15 protein-coding genes and 1 tRNA gene are annotated in these 14151 nt (G+C 65.8%); 8 read left to right on the top strand and 8 right to left on the bottom strand.

The features are described 5' to 3' along the window. Positions 1-627 (top strand): flagellin (locus GJ698_RS18295; protein ID WP_267874817.1); only part of this gene is annotated, 627 nt, incomplete at its 5' end. Between the two features lie 8 nt (positions 628-635). Here GJ698_RS18295 and GJ698_RS18300 read toward each other — a convergent pair. Together GJ698_RS18300 and GJ698_RS18305 are read right to left on the bottom strand one after the other, a co-directional pair. Further along, complete coding sequence (locus GJ698_RS18300) at positions 636-1208, bottom strand: DUF4865 family protein (RefSeq protein WP_154359301.1); 573 nt, start codon at positions 1206-1208, stop codon at positions 636-638. Further along, positions 1205-1597 (bottom strand): tautomerase family protein, encoded by a 393-nt coding sequence (locus GJ698_RS18305; RefSeq protein WP_371865376.1) that lies wholly within the window; start codon positions 1595-1597, stop codon positions 1205-1207. Before GJ698_RS18305 ends, GJ698_RS18300 begins: the two co-directional genes overlap by 4 nt. A 107-nt stretch (positions 1598-1704) precedes the next feature. Between GJ698_RS18305 and GJ698_RS18310 the strand changes: the two genes are divergently transcribed. After that, entirely contained in the window at positions 1705-2595 is an 891-nt protein-coding gene (locus tag GJ698_RS18310; protein WP_154359303.1) for a LysR substrate-binding domain-containing protein, read from the top strand. On the opposite strand, the gene GJ698_RS18315 is transcribed toward GJ698_RS18310, so the two are convergent. Both GJ698_RS18315 and GJ698_RS18320 read right to left on the bottom strand, forming a co-directional pair. Next, positions 2596-4143: a tetratricopeptide repeat protein gene (locus GJ698_RS18315; RefSeq protein ID WP_154359304.1), complete on the bottom strand. Its 1548-nt coding sequence runs from the start codon at positions 4141-4143 to the stop codon at positions 2596-2598. Beyond that, the gene (locus GJ698_RS18320) at positions 4140-5375 is read right to left on the bottom strand and encodes a M20/M25/M40 family metallo-hydrolase (RefSeq protein ID WP_154359305.1); all 1236 of its coding nucleotides are present in this window, start codon (positions 5373-5375) and stop codon (positions 4140-4142) included. Before GJ698_RS18320 ends, GJ698_RS18315 begins: the two co-directional genes overlap by 4 nt. A 174-nt stretch (positions 5376-5549) precedes the next feature. Between GJ698_RS18320 and GJ698_RS18325 the strand changes: the two genes are divergently transcribed. Next, positions 5550-7028, top strand: coding sequence for a sulfatase-like hydrolase/transferase (locus GJ698_RS18325; protein WP_154359306.1), 1479 nt, complete (start codon positions 5550-5552; stop codon positions 7026-7028). A 58-nt stretch (positions 7029-7086) separates the two neighbouring features. After that, positions 7087-7160: transfer RNA gene (locus tag GJ698_RS18330), tRNA-Gly, on the top strand. Between the two features lie 341 nt (positions 7161-7501). Here the strand turns inward: GJ698_RS18330 and GJ698_RS18335 are convergent. Together GJ698_RS18335 and GJ698_RS18340 are read right to left on the bottom strand one after the other, a co-directional pair. Next, on the bottom strand, positions 7502-7825 hold the full coding sequence (locus tag GJ698_RS18335; protein WP_154359307.1) for a hypothetical protein: 324 nt from the start codon (positions 7823-7825) through the stop codon (positions 7502-7504). 87 nt (positions 7826-7912) lie between these two features. Next, positions 7913-8359 (bottom strand): MarR family winged helix-turn-helix transcriptional regulator, encoded by a 447-nt coding sequence (locus GJ698_RS18340; RefSeq protein WP_154359308.1) that lies wholly within the window; start codon positions 8357-8359, stop codon positions 7913-7915. A 144-nt stretch (positions 8360-8503) separates the two neighbouring features. Here GJ698_RS18340 and GJ698_RS18345 point away from each other — a divergent pair, with 144 nt between their 5' ends. Genes GJ698_RS18345 through GJ698_RS18355 form a run of 3 tightly spaced genes read left to right on the top strand, consistent with a single transcriptional unit; the run spans position 8504 to position 10289 of the window. Beyond that, positions 8504-8911, top strand: coding sequence for an organic hydroperoxide resistance protein (locus GJ698_RS18345; RefSeq protein WP_154359309.1), 408 nt, complete (start codon positions 8504-8506; stop codon positions 8909-8911). A gap of 17 nt (positions 8912-8928) precedes the next feature. Then, a complete protein-coding gene (locus tag GJ698_RS18350; protein ID WP_154359310.1) occupies positions 8929-9306 on the top strand; it encodes a GFA family protein in 378 nt (125 codons plus the stop codon). Then, positions 9306-10289 (top strand): alpha/beta fold hydrolase, encoded by a 984-nt coding sequence (locus GJ698_RS18355; RefSeq protein WP_154359311.1) that lies wholly within the window; start codon positions 9306-9308, stop codon positions 10287-10289. Before GJ698_RS18350 ends, GJ698_RS18355 begins: the two co-directional genes overlap by 1 nt. An 86-nt stretch (positions 10290-10375) precedes the next feature. On the opposite strand, the gene GJ698_RS18360 is transcribed toward GJ698_RS18355, so the two are convergent. Continuing rightward, entirely contained in the window at positions 10376-11275 is a 900-nt protein-coding gene (locus tag GJ698_RS18360) for a hypothetical protein (protein WP_154359312.1), read from the bottom strand. Between the two features lie 131 nt (positions 11276-11406). Here GJ698_RS18360 and GJ698_RS18365 point away from each other — a divergent pair, with 131 nt between their 5' ends. Then, a complete protein-coding gene (locus GJ698_RS18365; protein ID WP_154359313.1) occupies positions 11407-12552 on the top strand; it encodes an MFS transporter in 1146 nt (381 codons plus the stop codon). On the opposite strand, the gene GJ698_RS18370 is transcribed toward GJ698_RS18365, so the two are convergent. Further along, a complete protein-coding gene (locus GJ698_RS18370) occupies positions 12549-14123 on the bottom strand; it encodes a tryptophan halogenase family protein (RefSeq protein WP_154359314.1) in 1575 nt (524 codons plus the stop codon). The two genes, GJ698_RS18365 and GJ698_RS18370, sit on opposite strands and share 4 nt — an antisense overlap. Between the last annotated feature and the right edge of the window lie 28 nt (positions 14124-14151).

Consider the following 14151-nt stretch of genomic DNA (forward strand, 5'->3'; position numbering starts at 1 on the left):
GCCAGCGCGGCGGCCGCCATCAGCGCCGCCGGCAGCGGCGTGAGCGCCAGCGCCAACGGCGGCACCTTGACGCTGACCGCCGCCGACGGCCGCGATATCGTGCTGACCGAATCGTCGGCAGGCGCGCTGGCGTCGCTGGGATTGACGCCGGGCGCCAACAAGGGCACGCTGACCGTCACCGAGGCGCCGCGTCCGGGCAGCCACAGCTTGCGGATCGGCGGCGCCAATCCCGCCAAGGCCGGGCTGACCGCCGGTTCGACGGCGGCGGTGGTGATCGGGCCGCCGGACATGCAATTACAGGACGTCTATTCGCCGGGCGAGCCGCCCATGGACTTGTCCACCCACAGCGGCGCCAGCGACGCGCTGGATTACCTCGACGGCAAGCTGGCTGAGGTGGACGGCATCCGCGCCCAGCTGGGCGCGGTCAGCAACCGGCTGACGGCGGCCGCCAGCAACGCCGACAACACGGCGGACAATCTGTCGGCGGCGCGCTCGCGCATCATGGACACCGACTACGCCAACGAAACAGCGCAGCTGACGCGCAGCGATGTGCTGAGCCAGGCCGGCGCGGCGATCGTGGCCCAGGCCAACGCGCTGCCGAAACAGGTGCTGCAGCTGTTGCGCTAGGCCGGCCGTCACGCCGCGGGCGCGGACACGCGGCCGACGTGGCCGACGTGGCCGACGTGGTAGCGGTCCATCGCCGCGCCATCCGGCAGCGCGCCGCCGGCCGCCGTGTCGCGCCACAGCGCCAGCCGCGTGATGGTCCACGTCACCGGCTCGAAGCCGATCACCACCGCCAGCGCGCCTTGCGCCAGCGCCTGCCGCGCATATGCCTGTTCCTGTTCGCGCAGTTCGGCCAGCGCCGCATACGGCGCAATCGCCGCGCTGCTGCGCGTCGCCAGACGCGCCGAGCGCACCTCGCGACCCACCGTCGCATGCCAGGGCGTCCAGGTCTTCACCGACGGCCAGCCGAAAGCGCGCGCCACGCCGGCGAACGCCGGGCTGTTGAGGAAGCCATGCATGGCCTCCTCATCGCGCCACAGGTAGAACGGCGCATAGGTCTTGGCCGGCGTTTCCGCGTGCAGGTAGGCCTTGAACACCAGGCCCGGCAAGTCGTCCAGCAGTGGTCCCTTGGCGGCGATGCGTTCGCGCACCACCGCCATGTCGTAGTCGGCCGGCAGCACGAAGCCGTACTGCATGGCGATCATGGCTGCGGCGCCAGCAGCGAGGCGGCGGGCAGGCCGCTGCCGAACGACCATTCATCGCCCTGGGCGGTGGAGACGACCACCATCACGTCCTCCGGCCGCACACCCGGCGACTCGGCCAGCCCGGCCACCAGCCGGCGGTAGAAAGCCTGCTTGACCTCGGTGCTGCGCGGCTTGCCGGTGGTGATCGCGATCAGCACGAAATCGTCCGAACGCGGGCCGCCGCCGTAGGAGCGGTCGAATAGCATTTCATGCGGCTCGTGCTGGTGGATGAGCTGGAAGCGGTCATTCTTCGGCACGTTGAAGGCTTCCTCCATTGCGCGTTGCAGGCTGTCGGCCAGCGCACGCAGATACTCGGGCGACTTGCCTTTCAGCAGAGAGATACGGCTCATGGGCATGATGCTGCTCCTTTCGTGATTGACAGGACCAAGATACAGGGCTAATTTGATCCTGAAAATCAGGAATATTTTGATAAACAGTTCAATAAAATGGGATGATTATGCGGCGCATCACCTTTGACCTCGACGTGCTGCGCACCTTCGTCACCGGCGTCGACATGGGCAGCTTCGCGCGGGCAGCCGATAAGCTGGGCCGCTCCACCTCGGCCGTCAGCGCGCAGCTGAAAAAGCTGGAGGACCAGCTTGGCACGCCGGTGCTACGTAAAGAAGGGCGCGGCATGGTCACCACGGCGGCCGGCGAATCGCTGCTCGGCTATGCGCGCCGGCTGCTGGAACTCAACGATGAAGCGGCCACCGCCGTGCGCGGCGCCGACCTGGCGGGCAGCGTGCGGCTCGGCATCCAGCAGGACTTCGGCGAGCACGTGCTGACCGAAGTGCTGGGCCGCTTCGTGCGTGTGCATCCGCGCGTGCGCATCGAGGCGCGCGCGGCGCGCAATACCGAACTGATGGAGCTGCTGAACAGCGGCCGCCTGGACCTGGCGCTGGCGTGGGAGGGCGGCGCGGCGACGCCACACGCGGTGGACGTGGGCCGCCTGGCCATGCGCTGGATCGGCGCCGCCGACGACGCGCGCCTGGCCCCGGCGCTGGCCCATGCCGGCGTGCGGGAACCGCTGCCGTTGGTGGTGATGGATGCGCCCTGCGTGATGCGCAGCGCCGCCACCCACGCGCTGGACCAGGCCGGCATACCGTGGCGCATCGCCTTCACCAGTCCCGGCCTGTCCGGCGTGTGGGCGGCGGTGGCGGCGGGGCTGGGCGTGACGGTGCGCACCGCCGTGGGCTTGCCGCCGTCGTTGCGCCTGCTGGAGACGGCGGCGTTGCCGCCGCTGCCCGACATCGGCCTGCGCCTGTACCGCGCCGAGGCGGCACTGCATCCGCCGGCCCAGCGGCTGCATGACATCGTGCTGCAGGCGCTGGACCTGGCGGCGGCGTAGCTAGCGCAATTGCGCCAGCGCTGCGGCGACGCGGTCCATGACCTCGTCCCAATCGCCGTCGCGGCGCTGGCGGAACAGCCGCATGGAGGGATACCATGGGCTGTCTTCCCGCTCCAGCATCCAGCGCCAGTCTGGCGCGAACGGCAGCAGCAGCCACACCGGCTTGCCCATGGCCCCGGCCAGATGGGCGATGGCGGTATCGATGCAGATCACCAGGTCCAGTTGCGCCACCAGCGCGGCCGTCTCGGCGAAGTCGGTCTGCGCATCGGCATGGCTGCGCAGCGCCGGCGTGCGTGCCAGCAGCAGCCGCTCCGCCGCGCGTAGGTCGCGCTGCAACGAAATAAACTCATGGTCAGGCGTCAGCAGGCGGCACAGTTGCGCCAGCGGTATCGAGCGCTGGCGGTCGTTGTCGTGTTTCGGATTGCCGGCCCAGGCCAGGCCGACGCGCGGCCGTGCGCGCGCGCCGAGCCGCGCCTGCCATTGCGCGCTGCGGGCGGCGTCGGCCTGCACGTAGGGGGCGTCGGCCGCAAGGTTGCCGCGCATGGCGCCGAGGGCCAACGGCAAACTCAGCATGGGGATATGGCAGTCGTATGCCGGCAGCGGCGTCGTGTCGGCCTGCACCTCGGCGTGGCGCGAGCCGGCCAGCAGCGGCAACAGCGCCGGCTGCACCCGCAGGATCACGCGCGCGCCGTGCGCCGCCAGCTGCGGCAGGTAGCGCGCCATGTGCAGGGTGTCGCCGAAGCCCTGTTCGGCGTCCACCAGCAGCGTCTGACCGGCCAGCGGGGTGTCGCCCAGCCAGCGCGGTTGCGCGGCGTGCCGGCTCTGGAAGGCCGGCTTGCGGCAGCGCCATTCGTACTGTGGCAGGCCCTGCTGGAAATCGCCCGCCAGCAGGCGGCACAGGCTTTGCGCGAAGTGCGCATCGATCATGTCCGGCTGCAGCGCCAGCGCGGCGTCGTAGCTGCGCAGCGCTTCGCCGAGGCGATTTTGCAGCTGCAGCGCGTTGCCCTGGTTGTACCAGGCCAGCGCCGAATCGGGCTGCAGCTGCAGCGCGCGCTCCAGGCACAGCAGCGCCTCGTCGCCGCGTCGCAGCTCGACCAGCGCATAGCCCATGTTATTCCATGCGGTGGCGTTGTCGCGGTTGAGGCGCAGCGCGTGTTCCAGCAAAGGCAGCGCTTCCTGCGGCCGCTTGAGATCGGCCGACAGCAGCGCGGCGGCATTTTCCAGCGCCAGTTGATGGTCGGGCGCCAGCGCCAGCGCCTGCTGGATCGCCAGCAGCGCTTCCTCGTGACGGCCCAGCTTTTGCAACACCGCCGACAGGTGCACCTGCGCCAGCGCGTCCTGCGGCTGGATGGCGATGGCCTGCCGGATCAGCTTGTGCGCGGACGGCAGGTTGCCGGTCTGGAGCGAATACACGCCCAGCATGTGCAGCGCGTCGAAGTGCTGCGGCTCGGCGCGGATGATCTGCAGGTACAGCGCGGCGGCGGCGTCGAGCTCGCCGCGCGCATGCAGCGCGATGGCCTGCGCCAGCATGTCGTTGGACGCCGTCATTTTGCCTTGATGCGCAGGCCGGCCAGTTGCGCCACGCCCGACAGGGTGGTCTGCGCCGCGTTCAGGCCCAGCAGGAAGTCCTTGTCGGAATAGGTGTCATAGTTGTCGGTCGGCTGGTGCCAGTTGGGATTCCAGCCGGCGCCGATCTGCTGGCCGCGCTCGTTCTCGCGCAGCGAGATCGACGGCACCAGATTCATGAACGGCGTCGAATCCGTGTTGGTCATGTGGAAGCCGACGGCGGCCGGGTAGTTGGTGGCGTACTTGTCGTTGGCGGCGCGGAAGGCCCAGGCCAGCCTGGCCGATCCCTCGGCCTGCGTCGACACCGACTGGTACTCGATGTTGACGTCGGCCTCCAGCCGCTGCTCGGGCGGCGATACGTAGACGGTCTTGCCGCTGGCGTCCTGCTGCGGAATCGGCATGCCATGGTCGTACATCATCATGTCGTGCTGGATCATGCCCAGCCACTTCGGCTCCGGATACTTGCCCGAGCCTTTAGGCGCTTCGACGCCCTGCAAATCCTTGCGCTGTTCGACATAGGCGGCCGCGCCGTTCAGGCCGGTTTCCTCGTTGTTCCACAGGATGAAGCGGATCGAACGGTCGGTCTCCACGCCCGGCATGCTGAAGATGCGCGCCAGCTCCATCACCAGCGCGGTGCCGGAGCCGTCGTCGTTGGCCGCTTCGCCGAAGCCGATGCCGTCCATGTGGGCGCTGACGATATACATCTCTTCCGGATGGGTCTGGCCGACCTTGGTGCAGTAGACGTTTTCGCGCAGCGAGGTGCCGACCGGGGTTTGTTCCGCATTCAGTGCGCGCAGGCGCTGGTCCGGCTGGCGCATCGGGTCGGTATTGACGCCGGTGGGGATGCGGTTGCCGAACAGCGTGCTGCCGCCCTGGCCTGGCGGGCCGCCGGCGCCGCCGCTTGGCAAGCCGGCCGCGCGGCGCGGCGCCGGCGTGCCGGGCGCCGGCTGGGTGAACTGGTATTGCAGGCGTTCCGTATTGGTGCAGCCGTAGGACTTCAGCTGCGCCTCGATCCAGTCGAGGGCGTCGCGGTTGCGTTGCGTGCCCTGGCGGCGGTCGCCGAATTTGGTCAGGCTCTTGATGGTGGCCTTGTATTTTTCCAGTTCCAGCTGCTTGACCAGCACGGCGATCGGATCGGTGGGCGCCGCTTCCTGGGCGAAGGCCAGCGGGGCAGCAAAAGCCAGCGCCAGGCTCAAACATGCAACTACTTTCATGGAGCATCCTTTATGGTCTGAAGTGCCCGGACATTGTGCAGGATTTACAGAAATTTTGTGAAGTAAATCTGTGTAAGCAGGGCAACACACTACGATACAAAACCGCATCTGCCAGCAATTTTTCAGACAAACACAATTGGGATGATGGCTTAACACCACGACCCCGTGTTTCCCATGAAAATCGCTCTCCCTTCCGTCAAGACCAGCGGGTCGCGCCTTATGCGCAGCAGCATGTATTTGCTGGGCATCTTCCTGTTCTGCTTCAGCTACTGGCTGCACCGTTCGTTCGGCAAGCCGGATATCGAACAGATCACCTACCACATGAATTTCGGCGTCGAGCTGATGAACACGGTGGACCCGGCGGTCACGCACCGCTTCTTCCGCTGGTGCGTGCTGGCGCCCTTGGTCCTGTTTGCGCTGCTGTGCTACATGGAGCGGCGCGGACGCGGCGTGGTCGCGCGGCGCTCGCAGCGCTGCCGCGCCATCCTGTCGCGCGTGAACAAATGGTTCCCGCTGTTGCTGGTGTTCAGCGCCACCATGTTCTGGATGTGCGACGTGTCCGCGTTCAAATACCTGACCTCGGACTTCGGCCCGGACTACTTCGCCGCCAACTACGTGCCGCCGCGCTCGGTGCCGCTGGTGGCGCAGAAGCCGAAGAACCTGATCCTGATTTACGTGGAAAGCCTGGAGCAGGGCTACGCCGAGCGCAAGGTGTTCGGCCACGATCTGCTGGCGCCGCTGACCGACCTGCACGGCGCCAGTTTTTCCAGCTATGAACAGGTGCCGGGCACCGGCTGGACCATCGCCGCCGTCGTCGCAACGCAGTGCGGCGTGCCGCTGGAGCGCGTGACGCTGTTCGATCCGAACACCCAGGGGCAGGTGATCAACAACTTCCTGAAGAACGCAGTCTGCCTGCCGGACCTGCTGGCCGAGCAGGGCTATCGCAACGTCTTCATGGGCGGCGCCTCGACCAGCTTCGCCGGCAAGGACAAGTTCCTCAACCAGCATCACTACCACGAAGTGTACGGCCGCGAGGAATGGATCAAGAGCGGCGTGCCGGAAAGCGCGATGAACGGCTGGGGCCTGTATGACGGCGACCTGTTCAGCCGCGCCAAGACCAAGCTGCGCGACTTGTCGGCCAGCAAGCAGAAATTCAACCTGACGCTGCTGACGGTCGATACGCACGAACCGGAAGGCCACCTGTCAGCCAGCTGCGCGCGGCGCGGCTTTGCCGGCTTCGATGGCGTGATCTCGTGCACGGCGGCGGAGGTGGCGGATTTTGTACGCTACGCCAAGGACAACGGCTACCTGGAAGACACCAACATCGTCATCCTCGGCGACCACCTGTCGCGCAAGAATCCGCTGACCGAGAAACTGGAAGCGCTGCCCGAACGCACGATCTTCAACAGCTTCATCTCGGCCGATGCGCCGGCGCCGAACCGCCAGCAGCTGCTGCACTTCGACCTGATGCCGACCATCCTGGAATTCACCGGTTTCTCGCTGGCGGAGGGCCGCATGGGGCTGGGCTACAGCGGCTTCAATGCGCATCCGCTGCAGCCGCCCAAGGACCGCTTCACCGACATGGACAAAAGCCTGATGAACCACTCGGACCAGTACATGGCCTTGTGGTCGGATGCCGAATCGGATCACTAGCGCCGCCCGGCCGCGCAAGTTGTCAAGCTTGCGCAAAGCCGCGTAGAATGCACGCAACGCGGGTGTAGTTCAATGGTAGAACGGCAGCTTCCCAAGCTTCATACGAGGGTTCGATTCCCTTCACCCGCTCCACTTCATCTTATTGGAACCTGCTTTTTATTCTAGGGTCGGTTGGCAACAGCACTTGTCTGTAATCCCCATCGTAGAAGCAGATCAGTTCATCTGGCCGGACTTGCTCCGGTCGCATCCATACATATAGGCCCTGCGTGTGCACCACGACACAGTCCTCACAGTCTGCTGGAATGCGTTGACTGGTTAAATAGTCTTCCAGGTCATGCATGAAGCGATCGTTGTTCATGAGGGCTCCCGTTGGTAGAGGATATTAAACTTGGCCGCGATCCGCGCCATGATCCTGTGACTGATTTCCCAAGTCCCGTATCGTGGATCTAAGCGGCCGGCTCTGATCTCATGTGTTACGTCCGCTTTCGCTTGCGGTTCAGCGCGTTTTGTTCCCACAGGATGGCTGGCCGGCTAGGCCAGCCATTTTTAAATCGCATGAAGTGCCGCCAGTCTGGGCTTACTGCGCGTAATTCGACCAGTTTGCATTCACTGCCCAGTACAATATCTCCAGCAGAGAATGAGTGTCCGCTGGGATGATTGTGACTGAACAGGGTGCCGTTCACTCTCTGAAGTTCGACTAAGGTAAAACCGACACTTGATTGTAGTCCTTGTTTTGCCAGGATTATCGCGCCTTTGGCATCGAAGAATGCCCCATGTTCAATTTGTTCATGTCGCACCTGATTTCCCCAGGCTAGGGCCGCAAGTTGCGCAGGAGTCACTCCGCTCGGTGGGCAACGTGGTGTCGCTTTGCTAGTCTGTATTGCTTAACCTTTGCCCGGCGCAGCCTTTACCAGGTTGTTGCGCAGTTTGACGACGGCTTTTTGCAGGACCGGGAATTCTTCGGCGGTCAGGCCGGTGGCGTCGCGCAGGTTCATGTGCAGGGCGCTTTCGCGCAGGGCGCGGCCTTCGGCGGTCAGGCCGACGCGAACCACGCGCTCGTCGGCGGCGTCGCGGGCGCGGTGGACGTAGCCCATTGCTTCCAGCTTTTTCAGGATCGGCGTCAGCGTGTTCGATTCCAGGAACAGCTTCTCCCCCAGGCCGCTCACGGTCTGGTTGTCTTCTTCCCATAAGGCGATGATGGCGATGTACTGCGTGTACGTCAGCCCCAGCTTGTCCAGGATCGGTTTGTACGCCTTGCCGTAGGCCAGGTTGGCTGAATAAACCGCAAAGCACAGAAAGTCGGCCAGCTGCGGGGTGGTCGGTTTGCCCATGGTGCACCTCCTTGTCGATGCGTTGATTATACATCGGATGCGATTTAATCGAAATTGCTTGACATGGCGGATTTTGCTGTTAATATGCAACGCATGCGCTTCTATCGGATGCGATTTAAATTAACCAACGCAAAGGAATTCATCATGAGCAAAGTTCTGTACACCGGCAAAACCCACACCACCGGCGGCCGTGAAGGCGCGGCGCGCAGCAGCGACGGCCGTCTGGATATCCAGTTGTCCTCGCCAGGCAGCGTCGGCCAGGGCACCAATCCCGAGCAGCTGTTTGCCGCCGGCTGGTCGGCCTGCTTCATCGGCGCCATGGGCCTGGTGGCCGGCACGCTGAAAGTGACGCTGCCTGCCGACCTGGCGGTCGACGCCGAAGTCGATCTGAACAACGACGACAGCGGCTACTTCCTGGCTGCACGCCTGAACGTCAGCCTGCCCGGCGTGGACAGCGTCACCGCCCGCGCCATCGTCGACGGCGCCCACCAGGCCTGCCCGTACTCCAAGCTCTCGCGCGGCAATATCGACGTGCAGATCAACCTGGTCTGAGGAAAAGGGAGCGCATCATGAGCAACGATGTCCACCAAGGTTCCTGTCACTGCGGCGCGGTGAAGTTTGAAGTGCGCAGCGTGCTGACGCCGGCCGCGCGCTGCAACTGCAGCCTGTGCCGCCGCAAGGGCGCGCTGATGTCGCCGCTGTTCCCGGCCGCCGGTCTGACGATCATCCAGGGCGAGGATGCGCTCACCCTCTACCAGTTCAACACCCGCGTCGCCAGACACTACTTCTGCAAGCACTGCGGGATTTATCCCTTCCATCAAACGCGCAAAGATCCCTTGCTGTGGCGCGTGAACATCGGCTGCCTCGATGGCGTCGATCCGTATTCTTTCGACGCCGGCGTCAATGATGGCGCCAGCCTTTCCACCGTTATCCTGGAGGACGCATAATGAAAACCGCTTACCGCAACATCGTCGCCGCCACCGCCTTCGCTGTCGCCGCGCTGGCCGGCCAGGCCCGGGCCGCAGAACCGGCCACCTTCGCCACCATCAGGCAGATCAACGCCGGCGAGCTGAATGTCGGCTATGTCGACGAAGGCCCGGCCAACGGCCCGGTGGTGATCCTGCTGCACGGCTGGCCATACGATATAAACAGTTTCGTCGAAGTCGTGCCGAAGCTGACCGCGCAAGGCTACCGCGTCATCGTGCCACACCTGCGCGGCTACGGCACCACGCGCTTCCTCGATCCACAGGCGGTGCGCAACGGCGAGCCGGCGGCGCTGGCGGTGGACGTCATCGCGCTGATGGATGCGCTGAAGATCGACAAGGCGACGCTGGCCGGCTACGACTGGGGCGCGCGCACCGCCGACATCGTCGCCGCCCTGTGGCCGCAGCGCGTGAAGTCGCTGGTTTCGGTCAGCGGTTACCTGATCGGCAGCCAGGAGGCGAGCAGGCAGCCATTGCCGCCGGCGGCGGAACTGCAGTGGTGGTATCAGTTCTACTTCGCCACCGAGCGTGGCCGCATCGGCTACGAACAGAATCACCGCGAGTTCGCGAAATTGATCTGGAAGCTGGCGTCGCCGCAGTGGCAGTTCGATGACGCCACCTATGCGCGCAGCGCGGTCTCGCTGGAGAACCCGGACCACGCCGCAGTCACGGTATCCAACTATCGCTGGCGTCTGGGATTGGAGAAAGGGGAGGCGAAGTACGCGGCACTGGAAGCGAAGCTGGCCACGTCTCCGAACATCAGCGTGCCGACCATCACCATGGAAGGCGATGCGAACGGCGCGCCGCATCCGGAACCGGCCGCTTACGCGAAACGCTTCACCGGCAAATACAGGCACGAACTGATTACCGGTGGCGTCGGCCACAACCTGCCGCAGGAGGCCCCGCAGGCCTTTGCGCAGGCGGTGATCGACGCCGACAAGCTTTAACGCACGAACAGGGCGATCAGGATGACGATCGGCAGGGGGATGCCCAGCAACAGCAGTAAGATCGAACGCATATTGTTCTCCTTGTTTTAAATGGTGCGTTGAACGACCAGCACGCGGGCGTGATCGCGGTTACGGCCGCCGGCGATGGCGGAGATGGCGGCGATGAAGGCGCCCAGCAGCAGGGCGACGAACATCCACAGCGCCGAGTGGGCGGCGGTCTTGCGGGCTTCCTCGGCGGCGGCCATGGCTTTGGCCTTGGCTTCGTTGGCCGCTTGCGTGGCCTGTGCGTAGATCAGGTCGACGCGCTGTTCGGCTTCGGCCTGGGTCATGCCGGTGCGCTTGGCAACCAGCTGCGCCAGGTAGACGCGGTCTTCGCCGCTGATTTTGCCCGAGGCCAGGTCGGTCAGCAGGATGCGGTTGATTTCGTTGCGCTGCGCTTCGGTGGCGACGTCGCCGTTCGGCGAACGCAGCACCATGTCGGCGAAGTAGGTGTTGCCGCGGCCACCGGCATTGGCGGCTGCGGCGCCGGCGGCAGGGGCGGCGGCGGTCGCCACGGCGGCACCGGTGTCGATGGCGCCGCTCAGTGCGGCGCGCGCGCCGCCGGCCAGCACGGCCACGGTCACCAGGGTTGCCACGGCCCAGGCCAGCAGGCCGTGCGCGGTGTCGCGGAAGTAGACTTCATCGCCATGGATGCTGGCCCACTTGACGCGCAGGCGGCCGGCCATGTAGCCGCCGATGCCGGAAGCGGCCAGCTGCATGAAGGCGATCCACGCGATGCTGGCGGCGCCCAGCGGCGTGCTGTTGTACTGGTAGGGCGAGACCGACGACAGGCCCAGGCCCATGCCCAGGATCAGCAGGATGAAGGACAGCGCGGCGGCAGCGGCGGCGCCGGCCAGGATGGCGCCCCAGGAGACCCCGGAGGCGTTGCCGTCGCCGGTTGCCGTAGTGGCGACAGCGACACCGGCGTTGAGAGGTTGTGTTTGCATGGTAGCTCCTTATTGTTGGTGAAGCCATCATGCGCTGCGCCCAGCCAGTGGTATGTTCGTGCTCCAACATATGCGCCATCTTGGTGCGGATTGACTATACTGTGGGCCTCATCCATGGAAGGCGATCGCGCATGAATCAAGTCGGCCCGCAGCAGCGTTTATCTACCCGTCTCGCCTTTCTGGCCGCCGGCCTGGCCATGGCGGCCTGGGCGCCGCTGGTGCCGTTCGCCAAGGCGCGGCTGGCGCTGGGCGAAGCGGAACTGGGCCTGCTGCTGTTGTGCCTGGGCGGCGGTTCGCTGGTGGCGATGCCGGTCACCGGCGTGCTGACCTCGCGCTATGGCTGCCGCCTGGTGGTGCTGATCTCCGGCGCCTTCACCTGTTTGTTCGTGCCGTTTCTGGCGTATGCGCCGACGCCGCTGCTGCTGGGCGCGACGCTGTTTGCGGTCGGCGCCTCGATCGGCACGCTGGATGTGGCGATGAATGTGCAGGCGGTGATCGTCGAGCGCGAGAGCGGCGGTTCGCTGATGTCCGGCTTCCACGGCCTGTTCAGCGTCGGCGGCTTTATCGGCGCGGGGCTGATGGCGCTGATGCTGTGGGCCGGCATGACGCCGACCGCGTCCGCCGCCGTCATCTCGGCGCTGGTGGCTGTGTCGCTGATCCTGAGCGCGCCGTACCTGCTGCGCGAGCCGGATGCGGCCGAGCGCGATGCGCCGCTGTTCGTGGTGCCGCATGGCGCGGTGATCTTCATCGGCGCGCTGTGCTTCTTGTCCTTCCTGGCCGAAGGCGCGATCCTCGACTGGAGCGCGCTGCTGTTGACCACCGAGCAGGGGCTGGACGCCAGCCGGGGCGGCCTCGGTTACGCCGCCTTTGCCATCGCCATGACGCTGGGCCGCCTGACCGGCGACCGCGTGGTGCGCGCGCTGGGCGGCAAGCGCGTGCTGCTGGTGGGCGGCTTGTGCGGCGCGGCCGGTTTCTTCCTGTCGGTGCTGGCGCCGTCCGCGCCGCTGGCGCTGGTGGGCTTTGTGCTGATCGGCCTGGGCGCGTCGAACGTGGTGCCTATCCTGTTCACGGCGGCCGGCAACCAGAGCGCGATGCCGGCCAGCCTGGCGATCGGCGCGGTGACCACGCTGGGATATGTCGGCATTCTGGCCGGACCGGCGATGATCGGCTTTGTGGCGCATGCTTCCAGCCTCAATCTGGCCTTCGGCGGCCTCGGTTGCTTCATGCTGCTGATCGCCGCCAGCGCCCGGCTGGGCGCGACGACCAAACCGGCCTAGGCGATCTTGCGTTCGCCGCGCTTGAGCAGATGCTCCACCATGGCGCGGTGGTCGGGCAGGTCGGCCAGCGCGCGCTGCGACACCTGCGCGATCGTGGCGAACTCCTTGCGCGCCTCTTCCATGCGCGGCAGCGTGCGGGCGTTGGCATACAACGCCGTCGGATACTCCATCCCGTACAACACATACTGCCAGCTCGATGGCGGATACATCTCGTAATCGACCACGAAGTCCATGCGGTGCGGCGCGCGCTTGCGCCACATGGCCAGCTTGTCCCGCAGCGTATCCGGAATGCTGGCGGGGTCCGCGTTGTCGATCCAGAAGGCGTTGTCCCTGCGCTGCGTCAGGCAATAGTGCAGCTTGACGAAATCGACGATGCGCTCGTAGCGCGCCTTCATCATCTCGTTGTACACCTTGGCCACCGGTTCGAAGTCGCCGTCGTGCGGGAACAGGTAGCTGACCAGGTAGGCCGCCGTTTCAATCAGCCCGATGCCCGACGATTCCAGCGGCTCCAGGAAGCCGCCCGACAAGCCCACCGCCACGCAGTTCTTCACCCAGTGCTGCTCGCGGTAGCCGACGTTGAGCTTGAGCTGGCGCGGATTCAGTCCCTCGGCCGGCTTGCCGATGTAGCCGCGCAGGATTTCCTCGGCGCGCGTGTCGTCGGTGTGGCGGCTGGAATAGACGTAGCCGATGCCGCGCCGCTGGTGCAGGCCGATGTCCCAGGTCCATCCCGCCTCGTGCGCGGTGGCGATGGTGTAGGAGGCGATCGGCGCGTCCGGCCGTTCATGGGGCACCTGCATGGCCAGCGCGCGGTCGACGAACAGCACGTCGTTGATGTTGCGGAAGCTGGTGCCCAGCGCCTCGCCGATCAGCGCCGCGCGGAAGCCGGTGCAGTCGATGTACAGGTCGGCCGTCAGCACGCCCGCTTCCCTGGTGTGCACCGCGCCGATGGCGCCGTCGTCATCCAGCGCCACCCGCTCCACCGTGGCCTGCACATGCTGCACGCCCAGCGATTGCGCATGGGTGCAGAGCAGGGCGGCGAACTTGCCGGCGTCGAAGTGGTAGGCGTAGTTCAGCGGTCCGGTGAAATCGGGATCGCCCGGACGCTTCGGCGCGCGTGAGGCGTCGGCCACGGTTTTCTGCATGGTCGCGGCGGCGGCAAACGCCACGCCGGGGCCGGCCGCGCCTTGCAGCCAGTAGGGCAGCAGTTCCGGGCCGCCGGGGCGCTGGCTCGGCAGGCTGAATGGATGGAAGTAGTGGTCGGCGCCCTCGGCGCCCGGTTCGCGCACCCAGTGGTTGAAGCGGATGCCCTGCTTGAAGGTGCCGTTGCATTCGCGGATGAAGCGCGCCTCGTCGATGCCGATGGTGGCCAGGGTGCCGCGGATCGAGGGGAAAGTGCCCTCGCCAACGCCGATGATGCCGATTTCCCTGGATTCCACCAGGGTGATGCGGACGCTGTCGGCGTCCGCGCCGGCGCCCAGTTGTTTGGCTAAAAAACAGGCAGTCAGCCACCCGGCGGTGCCGCCGCCGACGATCAAGACCTGTTTGACGCCATTTTTTGGTAACGTTTTCATCGCGATTCTGTCTCCTGTGTCACTGGGC

The sequence above is a fragment of the Duganella aquatilis genome (assembly GCF_009674565.1).
GTDB lineage: Bacteria > Pseudomonadota > Gammaproteobacteria > Burkholderiales > Burkholderiaceae_D > Rugamonas > Rugamonas aquatilis.

Coding starts and splice junctions, on each gene's coding strand:
- GJ698_RS18300 (WP_154359301.1), bottom strand. CDS start 1,208: ATGATCGCCATGCAGTACGGCTTCGTGCTGCCGGCCGACTACGACATG.
- GJ698_RS18305 (WP_371865376.1), bottom strand. CDS start 1,597: ATGAGCCGTATCTCTCTGCTGAAAGGCAAGTCGCCCGAGTATCTGCGT.
- GJ698_RS18310 (WP_154359303.1), top strand. CDS start 1,705: ATGCGGCGCATCACCTTTGACCTCGACGTGCTGCGCACCTTCGTCACC.
- GJ698_RS18315 (WP_154359304.1), bottom strand. CDS start 4,143: ATGACGGCGTCCAACGACATGCTGGCGCAGGCCATCGCGCTGCATGCG.
- GJ698_RS18320 (WP_154359305.1), bottom strand. CDS start 5,375: ATGAAAGTAGTTGCATGTTTGAGCCTGGCGCTGGCTTTTGCTGCCCCG.
- GJ698_RS18325 (WP_154359306.1), top strand. CDS start 5,550: ATGAAAATCGCTCTCCCTTCCGTCAAGACCAGCGGGTCGCGCCTTATG.
- GJ698_RS18340 (WP_154359308.1), bottom strand. CDS start 8,359: ATGGGCAAACCGACCACCCCGCAGCTGGCCGACTTTCTGTGCTTTGCG.
- GJ698_RS18345 (WP_154359309.1), top strand. CDS start 8,504: ATGAGCAAAGTTCTGTACACCGGCAAAACCCACACCACCGGCGGCCGT.
- GJ698_RS18350 (WP_154359310.1), top strand. CDS start 8,929: ATGAGCAACGATGTCCACCAAGGTTCCTGTCACTGCGGCGCGGTGAAG.
- GJ698_RS18355 (WP_154359311.1), top strand. CDS start 9,306: ATGAAAACCGCTTACCGCAACATCGTCGCCGCCACCGCCTTCGCTGTC.
- GJ698_RS18360 (WP_154359312.1), bottom strand. CDS start 11,275: ATGCAAACACAACCTCTCAACGCCGGTGTCGCTGTCGCCACTACGGCA.
- GJ698_RS18365 (WP_154359313.1), top strand. CDS start 11,407: ATGAATCAAGTCGGCCCGCAGCAGCGTTTATCTACCCGTCTCGCCTTT.
- GJ698_RS18370 (WP_154359314.1), bottom strand. CDS start 14,123: ATGAAAACGTTACCAAAAAATGGCGTCAAACAGGTCTTGATCGTCGGC.